General features: G+C 68.1%; 17 protein-coding genes. 5 read left to right on the top strand and 12 right to left on the bottom strand.

Annotated elements, in window-relative coordinates; all coding sequences use genetic code 11:
• The first annotated feature begins 8 nt into the window (after positions 1 to 8).
• On the top strand, positions 9 to 1,529 hold the full coding sequence (gene glpK, locus AB0I14_RS22245) for a glycerol kinase GlpK (protein WP_358026002.1): 1,521 nt from the start codon (positions 9 to 11) through the stop codon (positions 1,527 to 1,529).
• 4 nt (positions 1,530 to 1,533) lie between these two features.
• Here glpK and AB0I14_RS22240 read toward each other — a convergent pair whose 3' ends face one another.
• The 3 genes from AB0I14_RS22240 to AB0I14_RS22230 all read right to left on the bottom strand — a co-directional run bounded on the left by AB0I14_RS22240 (position 1,534) and on the right by AB0I14_RS22230 (position 3,556).
• Positions 1,534 to 2,211: a hypothetical protein gene (locus AB0I14_RS22240; protein ID WP_358026000.1), complete on the bottom strand. Its 678-nt coding sequence runs from the start codon at positions 2,209 to 2,211 to the stop codon at positions 1,534 to 1,536.
• Positions 2,212 to 2,230: 19 nt separating this feature from the next.
• Positions 2,231 to 2,965 carry a PadR family transcriptional regulator gene (locus AB0I14_RS22235; protein ID WP_358025998.1) on the bottom strand — a complete coding sequence of 245 codons (735 nt, stop codon included), beginning with the start codon at positions 2,963 to 2,965 and terminating at the stop codon, positions 2,231 to 2,233.
• Between the two features lie 72 nt (positions 2,966 to 3,037).
• Positions 3,038 to 3,556 carry a PadR family transcriptional regulator gene (locus AB0I14_RS22230; RefSeq protein WP_358025996.1) on the bottom strand — a complete coding sequence of 173 codons (519 nt, stop codon included), beginning with the start codon at positions 3,554 to 3,556 and terminating at the stop codon, positions 3,038 to 3,040.
• A gap of 58 nt (positions 3,557 to 3,614) precedes the next feature.
• Here AB0I14_RS22230 and AB0I14_RS22225 point away from each other — a divergent pair, with 58 nt between their 5' ends.
• Together AB0I14_RS22225 and AB0I14_RS22220 are read left to right on the top strand one after the other, a co-directional pair.
• A complete protein-coding gene (locus tag AB0I14_RS22225; protein WP_358025994.1) occupies positions 3,615 to 4,925 on the top strand; it encodes a carotenoid oxygenase family protein in 1,311 nt (436 codons plus the stop codon).
• A 15-nt stretch (positions 4,926 to 4,940) separates the two neighbouring features.
• Positions 4,941 to 6,101 (top strand): cation:proton antiporter, encoded by a 1,161-nt coding sequence (locus tag AB0I14_RS22220; RefSeq protein ID WP_358025992.1) that lies wholly within the window; start codon positions 4,941 to 4,943, stop codon positions 6,099 to 6,101.
• On the opposite strand, the gene AB0I14_RS22215 is transcribed toward AB0I14_RS22220, so the two are convergent.
• Positions 6,067 to 6,999, bottom strand: a complete 933-nt coding sequence (locus tag AB0I14_RS22215) for an AraC family transcriptional regulator (protein WP_358025990.1) — start codon at positions 6,997 to 6,999, stop codon at positions 6,067 to 6,069. The two genes, AB0I14_RS22220 and AB0I14_RS22215, sit on opposite strands and share 35 nt — an antisense overlap.
• Positions 7,000 to 7,015: 16 nt before the next feature.
• Positions 7,016 to 7,774 carry a methyltransferase domain-containing protein gene (locus AB0I14_RS22210; RefSeq protein ID WP_358025988.1) on the bottom strand — a complete coding sequence of 253 codons (759 nt, stop codon included), beginning with the start codon at positions 7,772 to 7,774 and terminating at the stop codon, positions 7,016 to 7,018.
• Between the two features lie 98 nt (positions 7,775 to 7,872).
• Between AB0I14_RS22210 and AB0I14_RS22205 the strand changes: the two genes are divergently transcribed.
• Positions 7,873 to 8,352 carry an anthrone oxygenase family protein gene (locus AB0I14_RS22205; RefSeq protein ID WP_358025986.1) on the top strand — a complete coding sequence of 160 codons (480 nt, stop codon included), beginning with the start codon at positions 7,873 to 7,875 and terminating at the stop codon, positions 8,350 to 8,352.
• Here the strand turns inward: AB0I14_RS22205 and lfrA are convergent.
• The 3 genes from lfrA to AB0I14_RS22190 are packed head-to-tail and all read right to left on the bottom strand — an operon-like array spanning position 8,343 to position 11,358.
• On the bottom strand, positions 8,343 to 9,869 hold the full coding sequence (lfrA, locus tag AB0I14_RS22200; protein WP_358025984.1) for an efflux MFS transporter LfrA: 1,527 nt from the start codon (positions 9,867 to 9,869) through the stop codon (positions 8,343 to 8,345). The two genes, AB0I14_RS22205 and lfrA, sit on opposite strands and share 10 nt — an antisense overlap.
• A gap of 27 nt (positions 9,870 to 9,896) precedes the next feature.
• Positions 9,897 to 10,472 carry a TetR/AcrR family transcriptional regulator gene (locus tag AB0I14_RS22195; protein WP_358025982.1) on the bottom strand — a complete coding sequence of 192 codons (576 nt, stop codon included), beginning with the start codon at positions 10,470 to 10,472 and terminating at the stop codon, positions 9,897 to 9,899.
• Between the two features lie 52 nt (positions 10,473 to 10,524).
• A complete protein-coding gene (locus tag AB0I14_RS22190; protein WP_358025980.1) occupies positions 10,525 to 11,358 on the bottom strand; it encodes an RDD family protein in 834 nt (277 codons plus the stop codon).
• Positions 11,359 to 11,390: 32 nt separating this feature from the next.
• Between AB0I14_RS22190 and AB0I14_RS22185 the strand changes: the two genes are divergently transcribed.
• Complete coding sequence (locus tag AB0I14_RS22185) at positions 11,391 to 12,383, top strand: stage II sporulation protein M (protein WP_358025978.1); 993 nt, start codon at positions 11,391 to 11,393, stop codon at positions 12,381 to 12,383.
• Here AB0I14_RS22185 and AB0I14_RS22180 read toward each other — a convergent pair.
• From AB0I14_RS22180 to AB0I14_RS22165, 4 genes are read right to left on the bottom strand one after another with little or no spacing between them, the layout of a single operon-like run.
• Positions 12,380 to 13,702 carry a DUF58 domain-containing protein gene (locus tag AB0I14_RS22180; RefSeq protein WP_358025976.1) on the bottom strand — a complete coding sequence of 441 codons (1,323 nt, stop codon included), beginning with the start codon at positions 13,700 to 13,702 and terminating at the stop codon, positions 12,380 to 12,382. The genes AB0I14_RS22185 and AB0I14_RS22180 overlap by 4 nt on opposite strands.
• The gene (locus tag AB0I14_RS22175) at positions 13,702 to 14,676 is read right to left on the bottom strand and encodes a MoxR family ATPase (protein ID WP_358025974.1); all 975 of its coding nucleotides are present in this window, start codon (positions 14,674 to 14,676) and stop codon (positions 13,702 to 13,704) included. Before AB0I14_RS22175 ends, AB0I14_RS22180 begins: the two co-directional genes overlap by 1 nt.
• Positions 14,673 to 15,785 carry a DUF4350 domain-containing protein gene (locus AB0I14_RS22170; protein WP_358025972.1) on the bottom strand — a complete coding sequence of 371 codons (1,113 nt, stop codon included), beginning with the start codon at positions 15,783 to 15,785 and terminating at the stop codon, positions 14,673 to 14,675. Before AB0I14_RS22170 ends, AB0I14_RS22175 begins: the two co-directional genes overlap by 4 nt.
• A complete protein-coding gene (locus AB0I14_RS22165; protein WP_358025970.1) occupies positions 15,782 to 16,369 on the bottom strand; it encodes a DUF4129 domain-containing protein in 588 nt (195 codons plus the stop codon). The genes AB0I14_RS22170 and AB0I14_RS22165 overlap by 4 nt, the downstream gene beginning before the upstream one ends.

Genomic DNA, 16,369 nt, shown 5'->3' with positions numbered 1-16,369 from the left:
ATGTACGAATGTCCGCGGACTTCGTAGCTGCAATCGACCAGGGCACCACCAGCACCCGATGCATGATCTTCGATCACGCCGGCGCCGAGGTGGGTCGCCATCAGCTCGAGCACCAGCAGATCTTCCCCAAGGCCGGGTGGGTGGAACACAACCCGGTCGAGATCTGGGAACGCACCTCCGCGGCGATCATGACCGCACTGAACAAGACCAACCTGGTGGCCGGGGACCTTGCCGCGCTGGGCATCACCAATCAGCGGGAAACCACGCTGGTGTGGAATCGTCACACCGGCCGGCCGTACCACAACGCCATCGTCTGGCAGGACACCCGCACCGACCGCATCGCCGCCGCGCTGGACCGGGACGGCCGCGGCGACGTGATCCGCCGTAAAGCCGGGCTGCCGCCCGCGACCTACTTCTCGGGCGGAAAGATCCAGTGGATCCTGGACAACGTCGAAGGAGTCCGGCGCGACGCGGAGAACGGTGACGCGATCTTCGGCACGCCCGACAGCTGGGTGACCTGGAACCTCACCGGTGGCTACCGCGGCGGTGTGCACGTCACCGACGTCACCAACGCCAGCCGCACCATGCTGATGAACCTGGAAACCCTGGACTGGGACGACGAGCTGTTGTCGTTCTTCTCCATTCCGCGGCAGATGCTGCCCGAGATCAAGCCGTCGTCATACCCGGCCTCGTTCGGCAGCACCCGCGACAACGGGCCGCTGGCCGGGCAGGTACCGGTGACCGGAATCCTCGGTGACCAGCAGGCGGCCATGGTGGGTCAGGTGTGCCTGGACCCCGGCGAGGCCAAGAACACCTACGGCACGGGCAACTTCCTCCTGCTCAACACCGGCGAGAAGATCGTGCGCTCGGACAACGGACTGCTCACCACGGTGTGCTACCAGTTCGGTGACTCGAAACCCGTTTACGCTCTTGAAGGTTCGATCGCAGTGACCGGTTCGGCGGTGCAGTGGCTGCGCGATCAGCTGGGCATCATCAGCGGTGCGGCACAGAGTGAGGCGCTGGCCCGGCAGGTGCCCGACAACGGCGGCGTCTACTTCGTACCCGCCTTCTCCGGGCTGTTCGCCCCGTACTGGCGCTCGGACGCCCGGGGCGTCATCGTCGGGCTGTCCCGCTTCAACACCAACGCCCACCTGGCGCGGGCCACCCTGGAGGCGATCTGTTATCAGAGCCGCGACGTGGTGGAGGCCATGGAAGCCGATTCCGGTGTGCACCTTGAGGTTCTGAAGGTCGACGGCGGTATCACCGCCAATGCGCTGTGCATGCAGATCCAGGCCGACGTGCTGGGCGTCGACGTGGTCAAACCCGTGGTGGCCGAGACCACGGCGCTGGGAGCGGCGTATGCGGCCGGGCTCGCGGTGGGATTCTGGGCGGGCCCCGAAGATCTACGGGCCAACTGGCAGGAAGGCCAGCGCTGGGGCCCGCAGTGGGATGACGAGCAGCGCTCCGGGGGTTACGCCGGTTGGCGCAAAGCTGTTTCGCGCACCCTGGACTGGGTCGAGATCGACTGACCTACTACCGCTGGCATTTGGCGATGATCGCGTTGAACTCGTCGGAATACTGTGCGCCGAGGACAGCGTGGGTGGCCTTGTCCTTGTTGCGGACGGCGTCGGTGATCTGTCCGGCCAACTCACCCATCTTGTGGGCGTGCGGGCCGATCTCCCCGTCGGTCACCTGGTCGGCCGCCTCGCGGATGAGTTTCGACCAGTTCTCGAAGTCGCCGATCGTCGGGCCCTTGTTGGCCTCGAACGCAGGCATGATCGCGCCGGAGCTCGCGCGGGTGTAGTCCACCAGTAGTTGGGCCTGCCGGCAGCCCTTGTTCCCGGTGTACGTCAGTGCGGTAATCCCAACGATCACCAGGACCGCACACGCGGCGGCGGTCGTCGCGATCGCGATATTGCGGGGCTCGGCGTCAGGGACGCGCCGCCGCCACATCACATGGGCGACGACGACGGCAGCCACGCCGACCACCGCCATGATGATGGCTTCGCGGAGGTCCCCGGCACCGACACCGGATGCCGAGCCGATGGCCCCCATCGTCGCGGCCGCGGCGAGTAGGACCAGAAGCCACTGCCAGATACCGCGCCGGCGCTCGTACGCGTCGACATCACGGAATTGGATACCGATGATCGCGCCGGCCGCGGTCAAGACTGCGACGACGGCCGGCGCGATGATTGTGACGAGGCTGCTCACAAAGGCAGCCTACGGGCCGCTACTCCTCGCCGAGGACCTGGTAGACCTCGCGGCGGGCATTGTTGACGATGTCGAGGATGCGCTGTTGCTGGTCCTCGCTGGCGGTGAAGCTCGACTGCCCGACGGCGGCCATCAGCTGGCCGAGGGCGCCGCGGAGGTTCATCGCAGCCGGGTCGGCGTCTTCGGTGATCTGGTCCCAGGGCGCGGTCTCGATCGCTGCCGCGGCCTGACGCCCTTCCTCGGTCAGCTCGAAAGTCTTCTTGCTGCCCTCGGTTTCGGCCGGCGTGATCAGGCCTTCGTCGACCAGCAGTTGCAAGGTGGGGTACACCGAGCCCGGGCTGGGCTTCCACAGGTTGTGGCTGCGGGCGGCGATCTCCTGGGTCATCTCGTAGCCGTGCATGGGCCGTTCGGCCAGCAGGGTCAGGATGGCCGCGCGGACGTCGCCGCGTCGTCCGCGTCGTCCGCCGCGTCCGCCCCGGCCCCTGGGGCCGCCCAGGTTGCCGAATCCGAAGCCGAGGCCGCCGCGCGGATCGAAACCGGGTCCGAAGCCGCGTCCGGGTCCGAAGCCTGGGCCACCGAAGCCGGTCTCGCAGGTGGCGTCGGCGCCTTGCTCGCGGGCCGCGTGGGCCTGGGCGCGCATCTGCTGGCGCATGTCGCGGCGTGCGGCGCGGGCCTGGTGGAACATGAGGCGGGCCTCTTCGCGGCCAAGGGGTACGAAGCCGAAGCCGCCGGGTGAATTGAATGGGTTGGTCATTGGAGGTAGTCCTTCGTTGTCGGTGGGGAAGCATTTAACAACGCTTCCGATGCGTCAACGATATATCGCAATCTATCGGTTGTCGATAGTTTTGGTGAGCCAATGCGCCCACTCGGCTTGCATGGCGTTGAAGCGCAGGCCGTACTCCAGGGCCGCGTGCCCGTACCGGTCCTCGTCGGTGTCGGCCCAGGAGATGGATGCCTCCAGTTCCCTGAGCCGCGCAACCTCGGATTCGGAGTGGGCGGCCAGTGCCTCGAGATGGTCGAGCGCCTGGTCGCGGGGCAATTCGCCGAGCAGGAACACCCGCAGTAGCCCGGCGCTGCGCTCAGGCGGATCGTCGGCCGGATTGGTGATCCAGCGCTCCAGTTCGGTGCGGCCGGCGGGGGTGACGCGGTACTCCTTGCGGCCTCGCGGGCCGATTGCGGAGACCTCGATGAGGCCGGTGTCGGCCAGCTTGTTGAGCTCGCCGTAGAGCTGGCTCTGGGTGGCCGGCCAGACGTTCGCCATCGATTTCTCGAACCGTTTGAGCAGGTCGTACCCGCTGCCGGGGTGCTGTGCCAACAGGCCAAGTGCCGCCATTCGCAGACTCATGCCGCGAGTCTACATTCCACTATTGACATGTCAGTTATGGAATGTCACCGTTGGGTGCATGACCTCAGCCCTGCCCATCGGCGAACGCGACTTCTTCCGGCGCGGCAACTACGCCCCTGTCGCCGACGAACTCACCGAATACGACCTGCCCGTCGACGGCGCCATCCCCGCCGAACTCGACGGGTGGTATCTGCGCAACGGCCCCAACCCCCGCCAGGCAGGAGAACACTGGTTCACCGGTGACGGCATGATCCACGGCATCCGCATCGAAAACGGGGCGGCAAAGTGGTACCGCAACCGCTGGGTGCGGACCGACAGCTTCACCAAGGACTTTCCCCTGTACAACCCCGACGGCACCCGCAACCTGCGCTCGGCCGTCGCCAACACCCACGTGGTCAACCACGCGGGCAAAACCCTGGCGCTCGTGGAATCCTCACTGCCCTACGAGATCACCAATGACCTGGAAACCGTGGGCGCCTACGACTTCGGCGGCAAGCTCGTCGACTCGATGACGGCGCACCCCAAGATCTGTCCGACGACCGGCGAGCTGCATTTCTTCGGATACGGCAGCATCTTCGAGCCCTACGTCACCTATCACCGCGCCGACGCCGACGGTGAGCTGACCATTAACCGGCCGGTAGATGTCAAGGCGCACACCATGATGCACGACTTCGCGATGACCGCGGGCCACGTTGTCTTCATGGACCTGCCGGTGGTGTTCGACCTCGACATTGCGGTCAAGGGTGAAGGCGACATGCCCTACCGCTGGAGCGACGACTACGGCGCCCGCTTCGGCGTGCTGCGCCGGGACGATCCCGATTCGCCGATCCGGTGGTTCGACATCGATCCGTGCTACGTGTTCCACGTCGTCAATGCCCACGATGACGGTAGTTCGATTGTGCTGCAGGCAGTTCGCTACCCCGAAATGTGGCGTAGCCACGGGGGGTTCGACGTCGAGGGTGTGTTGTGGGAATGGCGGATCGACCTGAGTACCGGGACCGTGCGCGAACGCCGGCTCGACGACCTCGGGGTGGAGTTCCCGCGCATCGACGATCGGCTGGCCGGTCTGCCCGCCCGGTACTCGGTGTCCGTCGCGGACAACGCCTGGATCCGCTACGACCTGACCACCGGCGCCGGAGTGCGGCACGAACTCGGATCCGGCGGACCGGGGGAAGCCGTGTTCGTCCCCGGCGCGGGTCCGGCCGACGAGAGCAACGGCTGGTACCTGGGCTACGTCTACAACCCCGAGCGGGACGGCAGCGACCTCGTGATCCTCGATGCATCCGACTTCAGCGGAAAGCCCATTGCCACCATCAAACTGCCGCAGCGTGTTCCCTACGGATTTCACGGCAACTGGATCAGCGGGTAAGTAACGTCCCAGCCCATGGCGGGCTTCGGCTTTCACACACTGGCGCTGATCGCGATCATCGGCCTGACCGGCCCGGTCCTGGCCGCAGTGCCGCGGCTGAGGGTGCCGGTGATCATCGGTGAGTTGGTCGCCGGAATCGTATTCGGTAGAACCGGATTCGGGGTCATCGACCACAGCGATCCGACGTTCACGCTGCTGGCCAACATCGGGTTCGCGTTGGTGATGTTCGTCGTCGGCACCCATGTGCCGGTGCGCGACACCACGCTCCGCGCCGCGATTCCCAAGGCCCTCCTGCGCGCGGTGCTGGTGGGTGCGGTGGCCGCGGTGCTCGGGGTGGTCATCGCGCACACGTTCGGGACGGGGCACGCCGCACTGTATGCCGTGCTGATGGCGTCGTCGTCGGCTGCGCTCGCACTGCCGGTGATCGACAGCCTGCATCTGAAGGGACCGCACGTGCTGTCGGTCACCGCCCAGATCGCCATTGCCGATGCGGCATCGATCGTGTTGCTGCCGTTGGTGATCGATATCCAGCGCGCACCGCGGGCAGCGCTCGGGGCACTCGCCATCGCGGGCTGCGCAGCCGTGCTGTTCCTGGTGTTGCGGGCCGGGTATGCGCGGGGCCTGCGCAAACGCGTGCATCACTACTCGGAGAAGCACGAGTTCGCGCTCGAGCTGCGGTTCAGCCTGATCCTGCTGTTCGGGCTCTCGGCGGTCGCGTTGAGCACGCACGTCTCGATCATGCTGGCCGGGTTCGCACTCGGCTTGGTGGTGTCCGCCATCGGTGAGCCGCGCCGGCTGGCCAGGCAATTGTTCGGCATCACCGACGGATTCTTCGGCCCGCTGTTCTTCGTATGGCTCGGCGCTTCGTTACAGGTACGCGAACTGGCCGACCATCCCGAATTCATCGCGCTCGGTATGGCTTTGGGCCTCGGTGCGGTGCTTGCCCACGGCGCCGGCCGGTTGTTGGGTCAGCCGGTGACACTGGCGGTGTTCTCCGCTGCCCAGCTCGGCGTGCCAGTCGCCGCCGCGACCCTGGGCACCGAGCAGCACCTGCTCGCGCCGGGTGAGCCTGCGGCGCTGATGCTCGGTGCGCTGGTCACCATTGCGACCACCTCGATCGCGGGGGCGGTGGCAGCGCGGGTCAACCAGCCTGCTCCCGATGCGCATTCGGGCTGACCCCGTAAGACCGCTTGAACGCGCTGCTCAACGCGAACGGTGTGGAGTAGCCGACCTGTCGGGCGACGGCGGCGATCGTGGCCTCGCTGTCACGCAGCAGGTCCGCCGCAAGCGCCAGACGCCATCCGGTGAGGAACGCGATCGGCGGCTCACCGACCTGATCGGTGAACCGGCGGGCGAACACCGCACGTGAACATCCCACTGCCGTAGCGAGATTGGACACGGTCCAGGGGTGGGCCGGATTGTTGTAGATCAGCTTGAGGGCAGGCCCGACGACGGGATCCTGTTCGGCCTGCCACCAGGGCGGTGCGTTGCCGTCTCGGTCGAACCAGATGCGCAGGACCGCGATCAGCAGCAGGTCGAGCAACCGATCCAGATAGGCCTCCTGCCCGGACCCGTCGCGGCCGGCCTCGGCCGACAGCAGATCGATCAGCGGGGTGTCCCACTCTTCGGCGCGAAGGACCAGCACGGCCGGCAGCGCGTCGAGCAGGCGGGCGCTGACCTCGCTGCGGCCTTCGTAGGCGCAGACGATCGACTCCGCGGCCCCGTCGGCGCTGTTGCCCCAGCTGCGTAGCCCGAGCGACATCTCGAACTGCAGATCCTCGCCGGACAGAGTGGTGCACTGCTGTCCGGGGTTGATGACGACGGAGGGCGGCGTAGCCGGATCGTCGGCGAATACGTAGTTCTCGGTGCCGCGGGTCAGCGCCACATCGCCCGGGCCCAGATGCAATGTGCCGCTGTGCTCACCGACGATGACGGCGTCGCCGCGCGTCTGGCAGATCAGGGCCAGCGGCGCTTCGTCGCGGATGGCCAGTGACCACGGCGGATCCATGCGGAGCCGCAATACGAAGGCGCCCCGTGCGCGTACGCCGTCGAGCAGTCCGACCAGGGCGTCCACCTCGGTAGGGTAACGCTCATCCAGGCTTGCGCGCCTCGATCAGGTGCCGCGATGAGTGCGCGATGAAGGATCCGTCGGCCTCGATCCGCCGGTGCAGTGTGGCGAGTGTGTCGCGACAGGCCGCGACCGTGAAGCCGGGCACGATCCAGATGACCTTGCGCAGGAAATACACCACCGCGCCGATGTCGAAGAACTCCATGCGCAGCCGCTCGGCACGCAGGTCGATGATGTCGAGGCCCGCGTCCCGCGCCGCGGCGCACTCGACGTCGGGATCACGGGCCCGACGGGCCTGCGGCTGCGGGCCGAGGAAGAACTCGGTGAGCTCGAAAACGCTTGCCGGTCCGACATGTTGGGCGAAGTACGTGCCGCCGGGGCACAGCACGCGCGCGATCTCGTCCCACCACACGGTGGCCGGGTGCCGGCTGAGGATCAGCTCGAACGCCGCGTCGGCGAACGGCAGCGGCGGCTCATCGGGATCGGCGACCACGACGACCCCACGTGGTCCCAGCAGGCGGGTTGCGCGGTCGAGGTTGGGCGGCCAGGATTCGGTGGCTGCCATGGCCGGTGGGAACACCGCCGCCCCGGCGAGCACTTCACCGCCACCGGTCTGGATGTCCAGCGCCGACGATGCCGTCGCCAACCGTTCGCTCATCAGGCGTTGAAACCCCCAGGACGGTCGGGCTTCGGTGGCCCGCCCATCCAGCCACGAGAAGTCCCAGCCGTCCACGGATGCCGCGTCCGCTTCAGCCACCAACTCGTCGAATTCGCGGGTCATGTTCTCCATCCTCGCAGTTTCGGCCGGCGAGACGATCACGTATGGAATCAGGATTCTCGACCATGGAACGTCTCGGGCCGGCGCCGTTGACTGAAGCCATGACCATCAGCCCCGTCGTCGCCCTCACCGCAGCCGCCGCCCTCGGCAGTGCCGCGAGCGGTGGAATCTTCTACGTTTTCTCGACATTCGTGATGCGCGGCCTCGACCGCACCGGTCCCGTCGCCGCGATCACCGCCATGCGCGGCATGAACGCCGAGGCCAACACCAACGCACCGTTCCTGCTGTTCCTGCTCGGCTCCGCGCTGCTCTCGTTGGCCGTCGGAGTGGTGGCCCTGACGCAGATCGGCCGGCCGGGCAGTTGGTTCCTGCTGGCCGGCGCGATCTTCGGCGTCCTCGGGGTCCTCATCACGATGCTGTTCAACGTGCCGCTCAACAACCACCTCGACCAGGTCGACCTGGCCGACGCAGCCGCACAATGGCAGGCCTACTTCACCACCTGGACCGCGTGGAACCACGTGCGCACCGTCTCGGGATTCATCAGTGCGGTCCTGTTGCTGATCGGGCTGCGTTACCGCTGAGCATGCTTGCGGAACGCAGCCGCGACGATCCCGGCCGCGGCCAGCGCGAGCGTGGCCGCGATGATCGCCGTCGGTGCGATCCCGGAATCGAAGGCGGTGCGGGCGGAATCGAGCAACTGTGCCGCGGTGCTCGCCGGCAGATCGGCGGCCACCGAGGCGGCGCCGCCGATGCTCTCACCGGCGTCGGCCGCCTGCGCCGGGCTCAAGCCCGCCGGCAGCGCAATGTTGTTGCGGTAGAACGCGGTGAAGATGGTGCCGAGCGTGGCGGTGCCGATCACCGCGCCCAGCTCGTAGGCGGTCTCCGAGACTGCCGACGCCGCACCGGCTTTGGCGGCCGGCACCGAGGCGACAATGGTGTCGTTCGATACCGTCTGGGAAATGCCGACGCCGAGTTCGAGCACGATGAACGACACGATCACCGCGACGACCGACAGATCGTGGCGGAACAGCAGGATCAGGCTGAACCCCGCTGCCACCAGCACCAGCCCGGCGACCATCAGCGTCTGCGGGGCAAAGCGTTTCGCCAGCTGGACCACGCTGATGCCGGCGGCCATCGACACCACCGCACCCGGCAGCGTCACCAGACCCGCCGCCAGCGGCGACAGGCCGAGCACCAACTGCAGGTGTTGCGAGATGAAGAAGATGAACCCGATCAACCCCACGATGGACAGGAAGTTCGCCAGGATCGATGAGCTGAACGGGGCGTAGGAGAACAGGCCGATGTCGAGCATCGGGGTGGCACTGCGCTTCTGCCGACGCACGAACAGCACTGCCGAGCCGATACCGGCGACGAACGCCAACGCGACGACGATCGACAGCCCATCGTGGGCCGCGGTCTTGATGGCCCATACGAACGGCAGCATCGCGGTGAAGGACAACACCACGCTGGTCAGATCCAGCGGGCCCGGATTGGGGTCGCGGGATTCCGGCACCAGACGGGGCCCCAGCACCAACAGCGGCAGCAGGATCGGCACGGCCACCAGAAACACCGAGCCCCAGTGGAAGTGCTGCAGCAGGGCGCCGCCGACGATCGGGCCGAGCGTCGAGCCGGCAGTGAAACATGAGGCCCAGATCGCGATCGCGAGCCGGCGGGCTGACGCGTCGGCGAAGATGTTGCGGATCAACGAGAGCGTCGACGGCATCAACATCGCGCCGAATACACCGAGGGCGGCGCGGGCGATCACCAGGTACTGAGCGCTGGGGGCGAACGCGGCCGCGACGGACACCACCGCGAAACCGGTGGCGCCGACGAGCAGCAACCGCCGCCGGCCGATCCGGTCACCGAGGCCGCCCATGGCGACCAGCAACGCGGCCAGCACCAGTGAGTAGACGTCGACGATCCACAGCTGGGTGGAGGCCGCGGGCCGGAAATCTTCGGCGATCGCCGGCAGCGCGAAGGCCAGCACGGTGTTGTCGATGGCGATGAGAAGAACCGGCAGCATCAGTACGGCCAGTGCAACCCAGGCGCGTTTGGGGGTCGGCGTCACCGACGTGCTGCCGTCGAGGCAGGTGGACATGAGAATGGCTCCAAGAGAGTTTTGGGGTCAGCCGCGCGGGAGATTGATGGTGCCCGCGGTCAGGCTGGTCATGATGGCGTCGACGATTTGATGGCGGGGGGTGCCGTCCTGCTTGGCGGCTTCGTAGCCGGCCTGCAGTAGCGCCCAGAACACCCGCCGGGCCCATCCTGGGGGATATTCGGGCCTGTCGACAGAGGCCCGGTTGAGCACCTCGACGATTGCCTCGTCCCCGGTGTCCAGGTAGGCCGCCAGTTCGGGATCGGCCAGGATCGTCGGCTCGCTGTAGACGAACAGCACGATCGGGCCCAGGTCGAGTTGGCTTTCCACGACGCGGCGCAGTGCCGCATCGGCCGGACCGTGAGTGGGATCCGCGCGGTCGATCTCGGCGTTGCTGAGTTCGTGGACGTGGCGGGCCAGGGCGCACAGCAGATCGGAGCGTTCCGGGTAGTACCGGTGAACGGTGCTGCGGCCGACGTCGGCCGCAGCCGCGATATCGCTGAGCGAGGCGGACGGTTGGTCGGCCAGGACCGTCATGGCGGCATCGAGGATCGCCTTGCGGGTGCGCTCACGCGGCCCGCTGTGCGTCGCTGCCGAACTGGTCATGAATCAAAATGTAGCACGATCGGACCAAAATGGGACAGTGATGTCCCATACATTAGCTGGGTGGCGTGAACCCGCTGGTCGGAGCCGGTGGGGGAGAGCTCGGATACGACGCCGGATACGCCACTGCGTGGGCTTGCGGCATGAGGCGGGCCAGCGCACGACGGTGCCGTTCGGCCAGCACCGCGGCCAGCACGTACTCGACCGGCGCGCCCGGCGGCGGAGGGGGTGAGATACGCGAGGCCACCTCGGCGAAGATCCGGTGCCCCATCTCCTGACGTATCCGCGGATCGAGTTGGGCCGAGCGGGACAGGAACTGTCTGGCCAGTTCGGCCTGCTCGGGGCCGAGCCCGGACATTTCCAGCGAGCCGGCCCACCAGGCCAGCGCCGGCGGCATGACCGGCGGCGGGTTCAGCCTGGGCCCGCGCTCGCTGATCACCACGGTCCCGGCGAAGATGTCGCCGAGGCGTTTGCCCTTCGCCGACACCAGGCTGCAGATCACCGCGGGCCCACCGGTGAGCATCCAGATCTCGATGAACCCGGCCAGCCCGCGAAACAGGGCCTGGCGGAAACGTTCCGGGCCGCCGTCCTCGGCCACCACCCGAAGGCCCAACGCCATCTTGCCCAGTGACCGGCCACGGGTCGCGGTCTCCATCACCACCGGATAACCCACCAGGGTCAGCACCGTGAAGATGATCAGGATGGCCGCCGACAGCGCCTCGTCGAGCTGGCTCAGCGTGATCGACCACAACACGACACCCACCACGTATCCGACGGCGATCACCAGAATGTCGATCAACGCGGCCAGCGTGCGCACCGGCAACTGGGCGATCGCCACGTCGAGGACGACGGCGTCCCCGGTCACCACCGGCGCGGGCTGCCAAACCATACCGACACACGCTACCGACTACGCTTTGCCACGTGGATGTCGATGCGTTCGTCGTGGCTCATCGCCCCACCTGGGACCGGTTGGAGCAGTTGGTAAAACGACGCCGACGGTTGACCGGTGCTGAGGTCGACGAGCTCGTCGACCTCTATCAACGGGTCTCCACGCACCTGTCGATGGTGCGGTCGGCCTCGCAGGATTCGCTTCTGGTGGGGCGACTGTCGGGGCTCGTGGCCCGGGCACGTGCCGCGGTGACCGGTGCGCACGCCCCGCTCTGGCGCGAATTCGTCCGCTTCTGGACCGTGTCTTTCCCGGTGGTGGCCTACCGGGCCTGGCGCTGGTGGCTGGGATCGGCAGTTGCGTTCTTCATCGTGACCGTGGCCCTGGCGCTGTGGGTGTCGGGCAACTCGGATGTGCACGCGGCCATCGGAACCCCCAGCGAGATCGACGAATTGGTCAACCACGACTTCGCGTCCTACTACAGCGAGCACCCCGCCGCGTCATTTGCCCTGCAGGTGTGGGTGAACAACTCCTGGGTGGCCGCGCAGTGCATCGCCTTCGCGATCCTGCTCGGACTGCCCATTCCGTACGTACTGTTCCAGAACGCGGCCAACCTGGGCGTGATCGCCGGGCTGATGTTCAGCGCGGGCAAAGGCGATCTCTTCCTGGGCCTCATCACCCCGCACGGACTGCTGGAGATGACCGCCGTGTTCCTCGCCGCCGCGGTGGGGATGCGGCTGGGCTGGACGGTGATCGCGCCCGGCGACCGACCGCGGTCCCAGGTGCTCGCCGAACAGGGCCGGGCGGTGGTGGCGGCCGCGATCGGGCTTGCCGTGGTCCTGCTGATATCCGGTCTGATCGAGGCCCTGGTGACCCCGTCGCCATTGCCGACCTGGATGCGGATCGGCATCGGTGTGGCCGCCGAACTCGCCTTCCTGGGCTATGTGTTCCACTTCGGGCGCAAGGCCGCGCGTGCGGGGGAGACCGGCGACCTCGAGGACGCGCCCGACGTGGTGCCGACGGGTTAGAGCTTGCCCGCGGCCTTCATCGCCAGGTAGTGGTCGGCCAGGGCCGGCGCCAGGTCTTCGGGCCGGGCATCGACCACGTCGACGCCGTGGCCACGAAGCCGCGACGCGATGGCGCGACGATCATTGCGGGCCCGTTCGGCAGCGGCGGCGTCATAGACCTGCGCGGCATCGGAACGACCCGCCGCCAACTGGTCCACCCGCGGATCGGACACCGCGGCCAGCAGGACCTGATGGCGCGCCGACAGTAGCGGCAGCACCGTCATCAACCCCTCGTCGAGCGCCGAGGCGTTCAGATCGGTCAGCAGAACCACCAGCGCCCGGCCCCGCACCCGGCGTGAGACCGCCGAAACCATCGCGGTCGCATCGGATTCCACCAGCGCAGGCTGCAACGGCGCCATCGCCGCGACCAGCGCGGACAGCAGCTCGGTGCGCGAAGCGCCCCACACCCCGGCGCGAGTCACCCGGTCGATGGCCAGGAAGTCGACGTGATCCCCGGCGCGGGCGGCCAGCGCCGCGAGCAGCAGGGCCGCGTCCATCGACCAGTCCAGTCGCGGCCATCCGCCCGGATCCAGCGCGGTCGGATCCACCCCGACCCGGCCCGCCGAGGTGCGTCCGGTGTCGAGCACGATCACCACCCGCCGGTCGCGTTCCGGGCGCCAGGTGCGCACCACCACGTCGGCCCGCCGGGCGGTGGCGCGCCAGTCGATCGAACGGACGTCGTCGCCGACGACATATTCACGCAACGAGTCGAATTCGGTGCCCTGGCCGCGGATCAGCACCGGGATCGCGCCGTCCAACTGCCGCAGCCTGGCCAGTCGGGACGGCAGGTGCTTGCGGGACAGGAACGGTGGCAGTACCCGCACCTGGCCGGGCAGCCGTTGGGAGCGTTGGCGTCCGGCCAGTCCGAGCGGCCCGATCGAGCGCACCGTGACCAGCTCGCAGCGCTGATCGCCGCGGCGCACCGGGTGCAATCGGGTGGCCAGGGAAACCTTTTGCCCCGCATCGATATTCACCCGGTGGGCCCGAGGTTGCGCCGATGCGCTGGGCGGCCAGGCGTCGCGAACCGCACCACGCACTGCCCGTCGTCCGGTATTGGTCACGGTGAGCTCGGCGTCGACGGTCTGGCCCAGGCGGGCGGTGGACTCGCCGCCGCGGACGATCTCCAACCCGCCGATGCGGCCGGCGAGGGCCACATCCGACGCCGCCGCGACGGCAAGCAGCGCCGCCAACACCGCGAAAGCCGTTGCCGGCCATGGGGCCAACGCGATCGGCAGCACACACACCAGTGCCACCAGACCCGCGCGGCCGGTGAGAACCATCAGCGCGGCACCGGGACGGCGGCCAGGATGCCGTCCAGCACTCCGTCGGGGGTGGCACCTTCGAGTTCGGCCTCCGGCCGCAGCGCCACCCGGTGGCGCAGCGTGGACCGGGCCATCGCCTTGACGTCGTCGGGGGTGACGTAGTTACGGCCGGACAGCCAGGCCCAGGACCGTGCCGTGGCCAGCAGGGCAGTCGCACCGCGCGGTGACACACCGAGCTGCAGCGACGGGGAATGCCGGGTGGCCCCAACGATGTCGACGATGTAGCCCAGCACCTCGTCGCCGGCCAGCACCTGGCGCACCGCCTCGCGCCCGGCTGCCAGCTCGGCGGCCCCGGCCACCGGTCGCACGGCCGACAGGTCACGCGGATCGAAGCCCTGCGCGTGCCGGCTCAGGATCGCGATCTCCTGATCCCGCGGCGGCAACGGCACCGTGAGCTTGAGCAGGAAGCGGTCCAGCTGGGCCTCGGGAAGCTGATACGTGCCCTCGTATTCGATCGGGTTCTGGGTGGCGGCCACGATGAACGGGTCGGGCAGCGGCCGGGGCAAGCCGTCGACGCTGACCTGGCGCTCCTCCATGGCTTCCAGAAGTGCCGCCTGGGTTTTCGGCGGTGTCCGGTTGATCTCGTCGGCCAGCAGCAGGTTGGTGAACACCGGGCCGGCGCGGAACTCGAACTCGGCGGTGCGTGCGTCGTACACCAGGGAGCCGGTGACGTCGCCGGGCATCAGATCCGGCGTGAACTGCACGCGTTTGAACTCCAGCTGAAGGGCCGCCGCGAGGGTGCGCACCAGCAGGGTCTTGGCCACCCCGGGTACACCCTCCAGCAGCACGTGCCCGCGGCACAGCAGCGCGACCACCAGGCCGCTGATCACCGCATCCTGACCGACCACCACCTTGGCGATCTCATTACGCAGGGCCAGTAAGGCTTCACGGGCGGAATCGGAACCGGCATGGTCTGGGTGGGGCTGAGTCACGACTGCGCGACCTGCCTTTCGATGTCGTCGAGTTGGTGTGCGAGGTGGACGAGTTCGGCGTCGGTGGCAGGCGGTGGGCCGAACAGGATGTGGCCGGCCGTGTTCGAGGCGGTGCCGCAGCGGGCGGCGACGGCGGCGGCGACGGCCTGCGGTGGCGCCGCGGAGGTCAAGCCGAGCCTCGGCAGCAGGCGGCCCAGCGCCGCGGTGCGTAATGCGCCGGCGGCCCGGTCACGCGCACGACGGGAGCGGTACAACCGTCCACGCCCCTCGACGGTCTCCGAGGCGCGGACCACCACTGGTAGGGATTCGGCGACCAGCGGGCCGAGGCGGCGTGCCTGCGCCACCGCGAGCAGTGCCACCACCAGGCACAGCTGCAGAACGATCCACCGGACCTGGGGCGGCATCAGATCCGACAGCGTGCCGCCTCCGGTGGACTCGGCCTCGAAATGCTGTGGCGCATACCAGATCACCCGCGGTGCGGCCCCGGCAAGATTCATCGCCAGTGCCGCGTTGCCTTCCTTGAGCAGGCGGGCGTTGGTCATGAAGGAGCCGGTGCCGACGACCGTGACGGTGCGCGACCCGTCGTGATAGCGGACCAGCGCGCCGTCATAACACGACGTCAGCGGCGTGCTTTCGGTCACGGTGTAGGTATCGGTGGTGCCCAGCTGAATGATTCCGGCCCGGTTCGCCTCGGGCAGTTCACAATCCGGGTCGCCGCCGCCGAACTCTGTCGGCCTGTCGAGCCGGATCTGCGGGGCCAGCTTCTCGCGGACGAGTCCGGACGGCGCGATCAGCAGCAGGTCGCCGGGCGTATCGGTGAGCTGGTCGACCGTCTTGTCGCTGGACAGAAACATCGTCTGCGCCACCACCAGCAGGGTGCCGGGCCGGGCGGCCTGCCGCACCTCGTCGACATTGGCCGCGGTGATCACCTCGACACCGTGATCTCGCAACAGACTGACCAACGCGTGCGTGCCGTCCGGCGACGTCGACTCGGGATCCATCGCGCCTCCGGGGCGCGGTGCGGTCAGATACACCGTCACGACGGCCACCGCGACGATGACGGCGAACGCCAGCAGCACCCAGCGTGCCGTGCGGAAACGGTGTTTCATCGCACCCCAGCCTGGTCGAGGGCCGCGATCTCCCGGTAGGCCGATTCGGTACCCGGCTGCTCGCCGTAGGTGACGTCGTTGAATGTCGTTGCCGCGCTGAACAGTCCGGCCGACAGGCCCGGCAGCGCCGCCGCGGCGTCGCGGGCGAGTTCGGTGGCAGTACGGCCCGGTACCGCGTCGAGAACCCCGGCTTCCTCAAAGTGGCGGGCCAGTGCGCGGACCCGGTGGCGAATCGCGGACGACCAATCGCCTTGTGCAGCGTATTGTTCGGCGATCGAGCGGTGCTGCGCGGCGCTGAGCTCCTCGCAGCCGAACAGGGCACGGTCCGCACCGCGCGCAGTACGCATGGTGCGCCGCGCGATCCGCACCGCCACCACGACGGCCACCACGAGCAGGATGGCCAGCACCGAGATGGTGAACCAACCCCCGGGGACCGTGGATCCTGCGGCGGTGATCCGGTACAGCAGATCCTTGAGCCAGTCACCGATCTGATCGGTCGGTGAAGCCCGTGGGTAGATCGGTTTGGTCAGCTCGTTCTGCGCGGCGTCGTGCGCGGCGTCACGGTCGATGTCGATGCTGGTCAC

This window comes from Mycobacterium sp. NPDC050441 (genome assembly GCF_040655355.1).
Taxonomy (GTDB): Bacteria; Actinomycetota; Actinomycetes; order Mycobacteriales; family Mycobacteriaceae; genus Mycobacterium.
Note: the sequence above shows the minus strand (reverse complement) of the source record. Positions and strands in the feature narration are given on the sequence as shown.